General features: G+C 43.3%; 13 protein-coding genes. 12 read left to right on the top strand and 1 reads right to left on the bottom strand.

Annotated elements, in window-relative coordinates; all coding sequences use genetic code 11:
* Positions 1-13: 13 nt before the first annotated feature.
* The 5 genes from C9J41_RS12825 to dam all read left to right on the top strand — a co-directional run bounded on the left by C9J41_RS12825 (position 14) and on the right by dam (position 6,370).
* On the top strand, positions 14-1,738 hold the full coding sequence (locus tag C9J41_RS12825) for a type IV pilus secretin PilQ (RefSeq protein ID WP_233219089.1): 1,725 nt from the start codon (positions 14-16) through the stop codon (positions 1,736-1,738).
* A gap of 386 nt (positions 1,739-2,124) precedes the next feature.
* The gene (gene aroK, locus C9J41_RS12820; protein WP_105061105.1) at positions 2,125-2,643 is read left to right on the top strand and encodes a shikimate kinase AroK; all 519 of its coding nucleotides are present in this window, start codon (positions 2,125-2,127) and stop codon (positions 2,641-2,643) included.
* A gap of 24 nt (positions 2,644-2,667) precedes the next feature.
* Complete coding sequence (aroB, locus tag C9J41_RS12815) at positions 2,668-3,747, top strand: 3-dehydroquinate synthase (RefSeq protein WP_005371828.1); 1,080 nt, start codon at positions 2,668-2,670, stop codon at positions 3,745-3,747.
* A 13-nt stretch (positions 3,748-3,760) separates the two neighbouring features.
* A complete protein-coding gene (locus C9J41_RS12810; protein ID WP_107287702.1) occupies positions 3,761-5,398 on the top strand; it encodes an AAA family ATPase in 1,638 nt (545 codons plus the stop codon).
* A 114-nt stretch (positions 5,399-5,512) separates the two neighbouring features.
* Positions 5,513-6,370, top strand: a complete 858-nt coding sequence (dam, locus tag C9J41_RS12805) for an adenine-specific DNA-methyltransferase (protein ID WP_107207497.1) — start codon at positions 5,513-5,515, stop codon at positions 6,368-6,370.
* On the opposite strand, the gene C9J41_RS12800 is transcribed toward dam, so the two are convergent.
* Entirely contained in the window at positions 6,371-6,577 is a 207-nt protein-coding gene (locus C9J41_RS12800) for a DUF2970 domain-containing protein (protein WP_107260651.1), read from the bottom strand.
* A 178-nt stretch (positions 6,578-6,755) separates the two neighbouring features.
* On the opposite strand from C9J41_RS12800, the gene rpe reads away from it, so the two are divergent.
* From rpe to astD, 7 genes are all read left to right on the top strand, one after another.
* Positions 6,756-7,430 carry a ribulose-phosphate 3-epimerase gene (gene rpe, locus C9J41_RS12795; protein WP_005371819.1) on the top strand — a complete coding sequence of 225 codons (675 nt, stop codon included), beginning with the start codon at positions 6,756-6,758 and terminating at the stop codon, positions 7,428-7,430.
* Positions 7,430-8,116 carry a phosphoglycolate phosphatase gene (locus C9J41_RS12790; protein ID WP_369917542.1) on the top strand — a complete coding sequence of 229 codons (687 nt, stop codon included), beginning with the start codon at positions 7,430-7,432 and terminating at the stop codon, positions 8,114-8,116. The genes rpe and C9J41_RS12790 overlap by 1 nt, the downstream gene beginning before the upstream one ends.
* Before the next feature lie 91 nt (positions 8,117-8,207).
* Positions 8,208-9,230, top strand: a complete 1,023-nt coding sequence (trpS, locus tag C9J41_RS12785; protein WP_107247110.1) for a tryptophan--tRNA ligase — start codon at positions 8,208-8,210, stop codon at positions 9,228-9,230.
* Positions 9,231-9,343: 113 nt separating this feature from the next.
* Entirely contained in the window at positions 9,344-9,919 is a 576-nt protein-coding gene (locus tag C9J41_RS12780) for an aminodeoxychorismate/anthranilate synthase component II (RefSeq protein WP_107207501.1), read from the top strand.
* 328 nt (positions 9,920-10,247) lie between these two features.
* Positions 10,248-11,468, top strand: a complete 1,221-nt coding sequence (locus tag C9J41_RS12775; RefSeq protein ID WP_107294665.1) for an aspartate aminotransferase family protein — start codon at positions 10,248-10,250, stop codon at positions 11,466-11,468.
* Between the two features lie 115 nt (positions 11,469-11,583).
* Entirely contained in the window at positions 11,584-12,600 is a 1,017-nt protein-coding gene (gene astA / locus C9J41_RS12770) for an arginine N-succinyltransferase (RefSeq protein ID WP_107207503.1), read from the top strand.
* Between the two features lie 29 nt (positions 12,601-12,629).
* Complete coding sequence (gene astD, locus C9J41_RS12765) at positions 12,630-14,087, top strand: succinylglutamate-semialdehyde dehydrogenase (RefSeq protein WP_107292499.1); 1,458 nt, start codon at positions 12,630-12,632, stop codon at positions 14,085-14,087.
* Positions 14,088-14,128 lie beyond the last annotated feature (41 nt).

Below are 14,128 nucleotides of genomic sequence, written 5' to 3'. Positions count from 1 at the left end.
TCAAGGATAAGTTATGAAAGGGAATGTGTGGATGTTAAGCCGCCAGTATCTAGCAACACTTTGGCTGTTATGCTGTGGGGTATTAGCTTTTCCGAGTGTTGCTGCTATACCTGCAGCTGGAATGATTGATAATCAGATTCAAGCTATTGATTTTCGTCGTGATGGAAAAGGACGAGGGGTATTAACCGTTCGTTTAGATAAGCCGCAGTCGTTAGTTGATTTACGTCGTAATGGTAACAAACTGCAGTTAGATATTTTTGATACTGTACTTAAAGATGACATGATTTATACGCTTGATGTCGTTGATTTTGCAACGGTTGTTAATAGTATAGAAACTATGCGTGTATCGAACGGTGCGCGCTTAATTTTCACTATGAAAGGCAGTTACGATTATGATTACAATCTTCGTGGTAAGCGTCTTGAAGTGATCATTGAAAAGCGTGTGAAAAAAGCGGTAAAAGGCACCAGCTCTAACGCCAAGATCAATTACAAAGGCAAGCCGATTTCAATTAACTTCCAAGATATCCCTGTGCGTAATGTTCTGCAGCTAATTGCTGATTATAACGACTTTAACTTGGTTGTCTCGGATTCGGTTAGTGGTAATGTCACGCTACGTCTTGATGATGTACCTTGGCCGCAAGTGTTAGATATTATTCTGCAATCAAAAGACTTAGATAAGCGAGTGCGTGGTTCTGTGTTATTGGTTGCCCCTAAAGCGGAACTCACAGCAAGCGAACATCAGGTAATGGAAGCGAAGCGTAAGCAACAAGAGTTGTTGAGCCTGCGTTCTGATTTGATTCAAGTGAACTATGCGAAAGCAACGGACATTGCAGAGCTTTTAAGCGGCAGTACTGATGGTGTTGGGATGCTCTCTGAACGTGGTTCATTGCATGTTGATGAGCGTACCAATGCACTTATCATCAAAGATACCCCTGATAATATTCGTAGTATCAAAGATATTGTGTCATCACTTGATATTCCGGTTAAGCAGGTACAAATCGAAGCGCGTATTGTCACCATTAATGAAGGTGATATTGATGAGCTTGGTGTGCGTTGGGGGGTCTCGAAAGTGAATGGCGATACCACTGTTGGCGGTTCAATTGAAGGTAACTTAGCAAGCTCTGGCTTATTGGGTGAAGGTGCAAGCGTTGATGATTTTCTTAACGTTAATCTAGGTGCTGGCGCAGGTGCCGCTTCAATAGCGTTCCAGGTTGCAAAGTTAGGTAATATCTTACTTGATTTAGAGCTTTCGGCATTACAGACTGAAAATAAAGCAGAAATTATCTCTAGTCCTCGTTTGATGACCACTAATAAGAAGACGGCGTATATCGAGCAAGGTACAGAAATTCCGTATTTAGAAGCGTCATCCAGTGGTGCAACATCGGTATCGTTTAAAAAAGCAGTACTGAGCTTAATGGTTACACCACAAATTACACCGGATGATAAACTCGTGTTAGATCTTGAAGTGACTCAAGATAACAAGGGTGAAGATGTCCCTACCGGTACGGGCACTGCGATTTCTATTGATACTCAGCGTATTGGCACTCAAGTACTGGTAAATAATGGCGAGACAGTGGTTTTAGGCGGTATTTACCAACACAGTATGACCAACGTGACACGTAAAGTACCGTTATTGGGTGATATTCCAGTATTAGGTGCATTATTCCGTCATAAAATGGAACAAATGGGTAAGCGTGAATTACTTATCTTTGTGACACCTAAAATTGTTATTCAGTAGTCTTTACTGGTAATCAACAAACCTTAAAAATTTAGCTACACTGTTATAGCAGCGGATGGATCCTTATTAAATTAGTTCCATCCGTTGTTTTTTTGGACTATATAATTATTATTTTGCCATATTCATGCTCAGCAATAGCGGAATTACAAGGTTATTACGATTGACCTTAGACCGCTGCTGAGCCATTATGGCGACCTCTTTGGGTAGGACAGGCATAATAAAATACTGATTAGGAGTGACTAGCGCTTGCAATGTAGCTATCAGTCCTGAGATAATTTTCTGTCTTATCACGAATTATATGTGAGGAACTTGGCGCCTCGGGCTTATTAATTAAATAGAGCCTGCGGGTGGTGTCGTTTTATTAACCGCGCGTAAAATTGCTAAAAATGGCTGAAAAACGAAATATTTTCTTGGTCGGCCCAATGGGTGCCGGCAAAAGCACTATTGGTAGACACCTTGCACAGCAGCTGCATATGGAATTCTTTGACTCAGATACAGTTATTGAAGAACGTACAGGTGCTGATATTAGTTGGGTCTTTGATGTGGAAGGTGAGGACGGGTTCCGTGTTCGCGAAGAAGCCGTTATCGACGATCTAACACAAGAGCAAGGCATTGTTCTGGCAACAGGTGGTGGTTCTGTTAAAACTAAAGAGAACCGTAATCGCCTTTCTGCACGTGGTATCGTAGTTTATCTAGAGACGACTATCGAGAAGCAACTTGCTCGAACTCAACGCGATAAAAAGCGTCCTCTACTTCAAACTGATACGCCTCGTGAAGTGCTGGAAGCACTTGCAGAAGAGCGCAATCCATTATATGAAGAAGTCGCTGACTACGTTGTTCGCACTGATGATCAAAGTGCGAAGGTAGTGGCGAACCAAATCATCAAAATGCTAGAAGAGCGTTAATCAACAAAAAGAGAGAAGCTGACCATGGAACGGATCAATGTCAATTTAGATGACAGAAGCTACCCTATTTCAATTGGCGCCGAGTTGTTTTGCAACTCGGCGTTGTTTGCATCTGCGATTCCTGCGGGAAAGCGGGTGGTAGTGGTCAGTAACGAAACTGTTGCCCCGCTGTATGCACAGCAGGTAATGGAAACCATCAGTTCATTAGAGTGCCAAGTGGCATTACTTTCTCTCCCTGATGGTGAACAATACAAAACGTTAGAGACTTTTAATCAAATCATGACTTTCTTACTTGATGGTAATTATGGTCGTGATGTTGTGATTGTAGCGCTCGGTGGCGGTGTCATTGGTGATGTCGTGGGCTTTGCTGCTGCAAGTTATCAACGTGGCGTAGATTTTATTCAAGTACCTACAACATTACTTTCTCAAGTGGACTCATCTGTTGGCGGCAAAACCGCAGTGAATCATCCATTGGGTAAAAATATGATAGGCGCTTTTTATCAGCCCAAAGCGGTAGTGATTGATAATCACTGTTTACAAACCCTACCTGAACGTGAGTTTGCAGCGGGAATGGCTGAAGTGATCAAGTATGGCATTATTGCCGATCACGACTTTTTTGTCTGGTTAGAAGACAACATTGAACGCTTACAAGCACTCGATAACGATGCATTGTGTTATGCCATTGCACGTTGTTGTCAAATTAAGGCAGATGTTGTTGCGGCTGATGAAAAAGAATCAGGTGTACGAGCTTTACTTAATCTCGGTCATACATTTGGTCATGCGATTGAAGCAGAGATGGGCTATGGTAACTGGCTGCACGGCGAAGCGGTGTCGGCAGGCACAGTACTAGCGGCTAAAACTGCGGCAATACAAGGCCTTATTAGTGATGACGATGTAGTGCGAATTATTCGACTGCATGAGCGAGCAAAGCTACCGGTAATCGCACCTGAAACAATGGGCTTCGATGATTTTATTAAGCACATGATGCGCGATAAAAAGGTATTATCAGGCCAGCTACGATTGGTTCTACCGACATCCATTGGCAGTGCTGAAGTCGTGTCTAACGTGACACATGAAGTATTGCGGGATGTGATTAATCACTAAGTCGTGGTTATTCATGCGTAGCACACTAGAGGCAAAAAACTTGGATCTGGATAGCCAGATCCAGTTGCTCTCTCGAGTACAATTTATTACTCGATTTAGCTCTCATCTTATTTTATTGAATGGTACGCAGGGCTCAGGAAAAACATGGCTTGCACATCAATACCTCGAAAACTATGCCCAACATGCTGAACAAGCATTACTGACGTGCACAGATGATCAAACACTGCTGCAACAACGAACACTGCTACTGCAACAATTTCATTCAACCCCAATGTTTAACGAGCAAGATTCGTTAAGTCAAAGTGCTGAGCATTTACTGCCTGAAAAGATCAACTTCGTTATTATTATTGATAATGCACACTTTTTAGCGCCTGAATTACTTGCTGAATTATGGGCACTGGTTCGTCAAACAGAAATGCATTCTGGTTGGCAAATTAATGTATTGCTCTTTGCTGATCCTAATGCCATCACTCAGCCATTCGGCGATATTGTTCGTACAATAGGGCCGGCTTTACTTGAGTTAGAAATTAGTGAATTAAGCCCGCATGAAATTAGTCAGTTTAGCGAGATGTTACTCAATGATGAGCTGCTTGGAAGTCAGCACCGACGAGATATTAAGTCACGATTAGCGAGAGTTGAGCCTCGCCCTGGTGCATTACAACAATTACCACAACAGGACGTGACTGCGATGAGTCAAGGATCACGACGTTTACCCCCGGCGCAACTGTTAATAGGGTTGATTGCCATAGTGTGTATCAGCATTGTGGGGTGGTTTGGATTTAAGGCATTACAAGGCACAAAGACAACGAAAGTTACGTCTGGTGAGACTTTTCTTGCATCTAAGGCTGAGCCTATTGTGGCCGATACCATCGAGAGTACAGGTAGTGGTATTGTTATTGATGAAACGCCATTACCAACAGAGATCCATAGTGAAGGGCTGACGGTGGGACGTGCTGAAAATGAAGCGCAACGGGTAGTTGTACCATCACCACTGATTGATGCGATACTTGATGAGCAACGTGTTGGTGGTACAGGCGAAAGTGCTGCCAAAGAATTTACCCAAGAGGTGCTAGACGTACCTGCTCAAAGTGAGCCTGTTATATCTGATGGTGTAGCGACACAGACTCGTCAGCAAGCTACTACAGACAATGCAGTAACACTCAAAGATGAGACTGACGTAAAAGTCCAAAGCACGTCAGCGACTAGTATTAAGTCACATGATTCAAGCGCTTTACCTGCATCTGCTGTTAAGATGACAGAGCCCGAAGTAAAGCTCTCTGCAACGGCAATGACTGCAAAGCCAGATAGTAAACTGCGACTGCCGAAAAAGGAGGTAGTTGTTCAAACGCCGATTAAGCTTGCTAATACGGCCTCGATACTAGCGATAAATAAAAGGCATTATGCTATTCAATTGTCAGCTTCAATGAGTTGGAATGAAACCAAAGCCTTTATTGAAAAGAATAAGATCCAGTCTTCTGCTCGTATTTATAAAACACGTCGAGACGGCAAAATATGGTTTATTGTTATTTCGGGTGATTACACAACAGCGACTCGGGCACGCTCGGCAATAAAAGCCTTACCGAAGCAATTAAAAGCGTTAAGCCCGTGGCCTAAATCATATCGAAAAATTCAACAAGAAATAGAACGTTGAAAATAAAGCCATGAGGGCAGTTATTTACGTGAATTGGTATCGGTAGAGGGTAGAAATGAGGTACAATCCGCGACCTTTCGTGACAATATTGCTAGTGTTGGTGGGTTTAGCTTAATGAAAAAGCATCGTGCATTCCTAAAATGGGCTGGGGGTAAATACTCTCTCGTTGAGGATATTAAACGACATCTACCGCCTGCGCGTAAATTGGTTGAGCCTTTTGTTGGGGCGGGGTCGGTTTTTCTTAATACCGATTACGACCATTACTTATTGGCCGATATCAACCCTGATCTGATCAATCTTTATAACATCCTCAAGCATGAGCCTGAACGCTATATTGAAGATGCACGTAAACTTTTCACGCCTGAATACAATAATAAAGAAGCGTATTTGAAAATTCGTGAAGAATTTAATGCGAGTGATGATCCGTATTTACGCTCATTGTATTTCTTATACATGAACCGCCATGGTTTTAACGGCTTATGTCGTTATAACAAAAAAGGTGGCTTCAATGTGCCGTTCGGCTCGTATAAAAAACCTTATTTCCCTGAAGCTGAAATGTATTATTTCTCGGAAAAAGCAAAACGAGCTACGTTTGTCTGTGAAGGTTATCTCCAAACATTTTCACGCGCGAGAAAAGGGTGTGTGGTGTACTGCGATCCGCCTTATGCCCCATTATCTAGCACGGCTAACTTTACCTCTTATTCTGGTAATGGCTTTAGCTTAGATGATCAGGCCACCCTTGCTGACGTTGCAGAAAAAGCGGCAGCAGAGCGAGATATAGCGGTGTTGATTTCTAACCACGATACAGCACTAACGCGTCGTTTATACACAGGAGCAGATCTTTCTGTGGTTAAAGTAAAACGTACCATTAGCCGCAATGGTAGTGGGCGCAATAAGGTCGATGAGCTGTTAGCTTTATTCTCTGTTTCAAGCACAGAGCAGGCGCCCGCGTTTGCTTCTGAAGAAGAATAATTAGATCGCCGTTGCCCATTGCGCAACGGCAATGATTGCCATAATCATTGCGCCAATAACCACAATCCCCACAACAATAAATGACCATGGGCTTGATTGCTTAAAATCATGCTGCCGATTATTATCTGATTGAACGCCAAATAACGCCGCTAACACACTCACAATAACTTGTAATGGTGTGCTTTTCTTTGACTTAGCTATATTCATCTAGCCTCTTCTTCTTCCCCTTTTTACTGAGTGTAGTGGCTTGTCTCATCATTTTGATCAACTGAAGTAATAAATAAATCCATTGGGACAATATTTCACGGTTCGGGTAGAATTATGGCAATTTATTGAGCTTGGTTTTCCAAGTATCAGGTTTTGTGTATCGAAGAGAGGCAAGTACATGAAGGACTTCTTGATTGCTCCATCTATCTTATCGGCTGATTTTGCACGTTTGGGTGAAGACGTTGACAAGGTGTTAGCTGCGGGTGCAGACGTTATTCACTTTGATGTTATGGATAATCATTACGTGCCTAATTTAACGTTTGGTGCGCCTATCTGTAAGGCTCTTCGTGACTACGGTATTACCGCACCGATTGATGTGCATTTAATGGTAAAACCGGTGGATCGCATTATTCCTGATTTTGCTAAAGCTGGCGCAACGATGATCACGTTTCATGTTGAAGCGTCAGATCATGTTGACCGTACTTTACAACTGATCAAAGAGCATGGTTGTAAAGCGGGTGTGGTTTTTAATCCGGCAACGCCACTTCACCACCTTGATTACATTATGGATAAAGTCGATATGATTTTATTGATGTCAGTGAATCCTGGCTTTGGCGGTCAATCTTTTATTCCATCAACACTTGATAAACTACGTGAAGTTCGTAAACGTATTGATGCATCTGGCCGTGATATTCGTCTTGAAATTGATGGTGGCGTCAAAGTTGATAATATTCGAGAAATTGCAGCTGCTGGCGCAGATATGTTTGTCGCGGGCTCTGCCATTTTTAATGAACCTGATTATAAAGTCGCGATAGACAAAATGCGCGCAGAATTAGCTGAGGCTAAATGCTAATGGTATTTGAAAACATCAAGTTTATAGCGTTTGATTTAGATGGCACATTACTCGATAGCGTACCTGATTTAGCAGATGCTGCTGATAAAACGATGCGTCACCTTGGACGAGAAGGCGTGACCGTAGAGCAAGTTACCACTTGGATCGGTAATGGTGCTGATATTTTAATTGGTCGCGCATTAAGCCGAAGTGTTGATGTCGATCCAACGATTGATCCAGAGCTACAAAAAGAAGCTCGCCAATTATTTGATCACTACTACGAGCTTGGCGGTCATGTAAAAAGTGCATTGTATGCAGATGTAAAAGCGACACTCGCTGCATTTCATCAAGCGGGTATGTCAATGGCGATTGTAACCAATAAACCGTCGCAATTTGTCCCGCATTTACTTGAAGAGCATGGCATCAGCGAGTATTTTGTTGATGTGATTGGTGGTGATACTTTCCCACTGAAAAAACCAGATCCTTATGCACTGCATTGGTTAATGGAAAAACACAATATTGCCGCGTCTGAGATGTTAATGGTGGGTGATTCTCGCAATGATATCTTGGCAGCAAAGGCTGCAACATGTCATTCGTTGGGTTTAACCTACGGCTATAACTACGGTCAGCCTATTGCAGATAGTGCACCTGATGTTGTGTGCGATCACTTCAAGCAATTAGCAAATGTGGTTAAACTAGGCGACTAGTACGTTCCAGTGTACACTGGCTAACAAAGTAAAAAGCGGGAGTATGCCTCTCGCTTTTCTATGAATAAGAAACTAACAGGATTGTCTGATCATGAGTAAACCCATTGTATTAAGTGGCGTACAGCCTTCTGGTGAATTAAGTATTGGTAACTACCTAGGTGCGCTGCGTCAGTGGGAACAGATGCAAGACGATTACGATTGCCAATACTGTGTGGTTGATTTGCATGCCATCACAGTACGTCAAGATCCTAAAGCGCTGCATGAAGCAACATTAGATGCATTAGCGATTTGTTTAGCGGTGGGTGTTGATCCACAAAAGAGCACGTTATTTGTTCAGTCACATGTGCCGGAGCATGCTCAACTAGGCTGGTTATTAAACTGTTACACCCAAATGGGTGAGCTAAGTCGTATGACGCAGTTTAAAGACAAATCAGCGCGTCATGCGAATGATGTAAACGTGGGCTTATTCGGTTACCCAGTATTGATGGCAGCTGATATTTTATTATATGGCGCACATCAAGTACCTGTAGGTAGCGATCAGAAGCAGCACTTAGAGTTAGCTCGTGATATTGCTACACGTTTTAATAATTTGTATGGCACAGAAGAAAGTCCAATTTTCCAAATTCCTGAGCCGTACATTCCATCGGTTGGTGCGCGTGTCATGAGCCTACAAGACGCGACTAAGAAAATGTCGAAGTCTGATGATAACCGTAAGAACGTGATCACTTTGTTGGAAGATCCAAAATCGATTCTTAAGAAGGTTAACAAAGCACAAACTGATGCAGAAACACCACCACGCATTGCATTTGATACCGAGAACAAAGCAGGGATCTCAAACCTAATGGGTCTGTATTCAGGCGCAACAGGTAAGACGTATGCTGAAATTGAAGCACAATATGCAGGCGTTGAAATGTATGGCCCATTTAAGAAAGATGTTGGTGAAGCATTAGTTGCTATGCTTGAGCCAGTACAAGCAGAATACCATCGTATTCGTGCTGATCGTGCTTACCTTGATAGCGTAATGAAGCAAGGTGCTGAAAAAGCCTCTGCACGTGCGGCTGAAGTACTGAAAAAAGCATACCAAGCGGTAGGCTTTGTTGCTCGCCCTTACTAACGAGTAACGATAGATAGATTAAGCAGGGCATTTGCTCTGCTTTTTTTATGGTTTGCGTTTCTAGTGATGTGTTGCACAATAGGGCGCAGAATAGAAAAGGTCGCTGTAGATATATGCTGTTAATTATTGATAACTATGATTCATTTACTTATAACCTGTATCAATACTTTTGTGAGTTAGGCGCTGAGGTTAAGGTTGTCCGTAATGATGAGATTGATCTCGCAGGTATTGAGTCGCTAGCACCCACCCATTTAGTCATCTCTCCTGGACCTTGTACCCCAAATGAAGCGGGTATATCACTACAAGCCATTGAATACTTCGCAGGTAAATTGCCTATTTTAGGTGTGTGCTTAGGTCATCAATCGTTAGCACAAGCTTTTGGTGGGGATGTGGTACGAGCAAGGCAAGTGATGCATGGTAAAACCTCTCCGATCAAGCATAATAATACCAGTGTGTTTGAAGGGTTAAATAATCCATTAACAGTGACTCGTTATCATTCCTTAGTCGTTAAACAAGATACGCTGCCAGATTGCTTTAACATTACAGCATGGACTGAGCGTGAAGGGGAACTTGATGAAATTATGGGGATCGCTCATAAAACATTGCCGTTAGAAGGGGTGCAATTTCATCCCGAGAGTATTCTAACGGAGCAAGGGCACGCCTTATTAGCCAACTTTCTTAAGCGCTAGATTTCGAATTAAATCGCGATTTTTATTATATTCCTGTCTTAAAATCGCGATATCAACCACACATCTTCTATTTTTATATTTCCAACTCTCATTTGTTGAAATTGCAAAGCTATTCACTAGCATATTTCTCTGTGCTATTCATTTCCTGATAGGAAACACACCTTTTTGTCTTTGTTGGTTAATAAACTTGCCGAGATAACGCATAACTATGTCAGTTTTATTAAAAAAAGCATCGTTGCCAAAGAGCAAAAAAAATATTCTGCTATTGGCAAAGGTTAATAAAATGTAAATACTATGATTATAGCGTTATACACAGAAGGATAATGTGATGACTACAGAGCAAAGAGTAGAACGTAATTTATTTGATGAGGTAATGGTACCTTGTTATTCACCTATGGCTGAGATCCCAGTACGTGGCAGTGGTGCGCGAGTATGGGATCAACATGATCGTGAATATGTCGATTTTGCCGGTGGAATTGCGGTGAGTTGTCTGGGTCATTGCCATCCAATTATGGTTAATGCATTAAAAGATCAAGCCGATAAGTTATGGCATTTAAGTAATGTGTTAACTAATGAACCTGCATTGCGTTTAGCGAAAAAACTCACTGAGTTATGTTTTGCTGACAAAGTCTTTTTTGCTAACTCGGGAGCTGAAGCTAACGAAGCGGCACTGAAATTGGCTCGCCGTTATGCGGTCGATAAGTTTAGTGCTGAAAAAGATCAAATTATTGCCTTTCATCAAGGCTTTCACGGTCGTACTTTTTTCACCGTTACTGTTGGTGGGCAAGAAGCTTACTCAGATGGTTTTGGCCCTAAACCTCAAGCGGTAACGCATATTCCTTACAATGACTTATCAGCTTTAGCTGAGATTATGTCTGAGCGAACTTGTGCGGTGATGATGGAGCCATTGCAAGGTGAAGGTGGTTTGGTTAGCCCGAGCGTTGAGTTTGTTCAGGGCGTGCGTGAGTTATGTGATAAGCACCAAGCCCTATTGATATTTGATGAAGTCCAAACTGGCAATGGTCGTACCGGTGATTTTTATGCCTATCAAGGTTTAGGTGTAACACCTGATATTTTAACGACGGCTAAGTCACTGGGTGGTGGTTTCCCAATTGGCGCAATGCTTACTACAACAGCATTAGCAGAACATTTAAAAGTCGGTACTCATGGTTCAACGTATGGCGGTAATCCGTTAGCGTGCGCTGTCGCAGAAGCGGTAATTAATGAAGTGAGTAAACCCGATGTTCTAGCTGGCGTGAAAGAGCGTGAACAGTGGTTCCGTGAAGGGCTCACAGCGATTAATGCTAAATACCCAATTTTTGCTGAGATCCGCGGTAAAGGTTTATTGCTGGGAGCGTCTCTCACAGAAGAGTGGCAAGGTCGTGCACGTGACATTCTTGTTCAAGCTGGCAAAGAAGGCTTAATGATGCTAGTTGCTGGTACGAGTGTTGTGCGCTTTACGCCATCGCTAGTGATTGAAAAAGCCGATGTGGATAAAGGTATGGCTCGTCTAGAACGCGCTATCGCAACACTCTATAACGCCGAGTAATTCTACTTTGCATTGCTGCTGGCAGTTGAGGAACGACTGCCAGTTATCTTATAAGACTTATTGTTATCCATCTAGTTAGTGGCAATAGTCACTACCTGCATCAGGAGGGAAGTCGATGCTGGTTATTCGTCCTATCATCGCTGATGATTATTCTGCACTCATGCAGTGCGCTGAAGAATCAGGTCATGGTTTTACTTCATTACCTGTTAACGAAGAAATGCTTCGTAACCGCATTGCTCATTCAGAGCGCAGCTTTGCCAAACATGTCGTTCGCCCAGAGGATGAAGGCTACCTGATGGTCGCTGAAGATACAGATACCGGCGAGATAGCAGGCACCACAGCCATTGAAGCGGCGATTGGCTTAGAAGCCCCTTTTTATAACTATCATCTAAGTACTGTGGTTCATGCCTCGCGTCGATTAGGGGTCCACAATACCGTACAGTTACTGACATTAGGTAATCACTACACCGGAGATACCGAGCTTTGCACGTTATTTTTACGTACACCATGGCGTGAAGGTTTAAATGGTCGTCTATTGTCTAAAGCGCGCTTTTTAATGATGGCAGAGCATCGTCATCGTTTCGCTGATGTAGTATTTGCCGAAATGCGCGGTGTTTCCGATGCAGAAGGGAACTCACCTTTTTGGCAATGGTTAAAAGATAACTTTTTCTCGATTGATTTTATTCATGCTGACTATCTAACAGGGATCGGAGCAAAAGGCTTTATTGCGGACTTAATGCCTAAACTTCCGATATACGTCAATTTACTGAGCAAAGAAGCCCAAGCGGTCATAGGTCAAGTTCATGACAACACGCGTCCTGCATTACGTTTGCTAGAAAATGAAGGTTTTTCATGCCGTGGTTATGTCGATATTTTTGATGCAGGCCCGACGGTTGAATGTGATGTACGTAATGTTGAAACGGTTCGCCACTCAAAGCGTTATATCGTTGAAATTAACGATCATCAAAGTGAACAGCAGTGCCTAGTGGCGAATACATCATTTACTGATTTTCGTGCGGTTGCGAGCCCACTGGAAATCAATGATAAAGCGCAAACCGTGGTTATGACGCAAGAGGTCGCTGATACTCTCATGGTTAATACCGGTGAGCCTGTGCGCTTTATTGAGCTGTAAAACTACGAATATAAAGAGGGGAGAAAAGTATGAGTCAATGGATTGCGGGTCAATGGGTCGATGGTTTAGGTGATGAGATGGCATCGCTCAACCCCTTTACTGATGAAGTGATTTGGCAAGGCCGAGCCGCGACAAGTGAGCAAGTCTCGCAAGCGGTGAATGCCGCGCGTGAAGCGTTACTTCAATGGCGTCATACTTCCCTTGTTGAGCGCCAAACCATCGTGGAAAAATTTGCTGAGCTGGTGAAAGCCAATAGTGAAAATATTGCCATTACGATAGCAGAAGAAACGGGTAAACCGTTATGGGAGACGCGAACAGAAGCAGGAGCAATGGTGGGGAAAGTGGCGATTTCTTTACGTGCTTATCATGAACGGACAGGCCAACGCGAGAAAGATATCGCAGGTACCACAGCAGTTGTACGTCATCGACCATTAGGGGTGATGGCTGTATTTGGGCCTTATAATTTCCCCGGTCATTTACCCAATGGCCACATCGTACCTGCATTGCTTGCAGGTAATACGGTGGTATTCAAACCTTCTGAATTAACGCCTAAAACGGCTGAAGTTGTAATGAAACTCTGGCAACAAGCCGGATTACCTGATGGGGTTATTAATCTTGTGCAGGGAGCTCGCCCAACTGGAGAGGCACTTGCGGCTTCAAAAGATATTGATGGTTTATTATTTACGGGCAGTGCCAATACTGGGCATATTCTGCATCGCCAATTTGCAGGTCAACCGGGCAAGATGCTGGCATTAGAAATGGGGGGGAATAACCCGATGGTGATCTCCAATGCTTATGGTGATCTCAATGCTACCGTTTATACCATTTTACAATCTGCTTTTATCAGCGCAGGACAACGGTGTACTTGTGCTCGCCGACTATACTTACCCTTGGGTAGCGAAGGGGATGCGTTGTTGGCAGCTTTAGTGGAAGCAACCAAAGCGATTGTGGTCGATGGACCATTTGCCGAGCCTGCACCGTTTATGGGGCCTCAAATCTCCCGCCAAGCCGCAGACAATATTGTGCAAACTCAACGACAATTAGTATCGCTTGGTGGCGAAGTATTGGTAGAGGCAAAGCGCGGACAGGGAGCGGTGGTTACACCTGGGATCGTTGATGTTACGAATATCGAAAATTTACCCGATGAAGAATACTTTGGCCCATTATTGCAGGTAGTGCGTTATCAAGATCTTGCTCAAGCCGTGTGTCTTGCGAACGACACCCGTTATGGCTTATCAGCCGGGCTTGTATCAACCGATGATAGTGAATGGCAATATTTTATTGATCATATTCGCGCGGGGGTTGTAAATCGTAATCGCCAGTTAACGGGAGCGAGTGGAGATGCACCGTTTGGTGGCCCAGGAGCATCTGGTAATTTACGCCCAAGTGCTTACTACGCTGCTGATTATTGTGCTTACCCAATGGCATCAATGGAAGGTGAGGCAACATGCTTACCTGAGCAGTTATCTCCGGGTATTTCACTCTGAGACTAATAGGTTCACTGTATTACTTACAGTAAGGATTGTGC

The sequence above is a fragment of the Photobacterium sp. GB-50 genome, from assembly GCF_003026755.1.
In the GTDB taxonomy this organism is placed as follows: domain Bacteria; phylum Pseudomonadota; class Gammaproteobacteria; order Enterobacterales; family Vibrionaceae; genus Photobacterium.
Note: the sequence above shows the minus strand (reverse complement) of the source record. Positions and strands in the feature narration are given on the sequence as shown.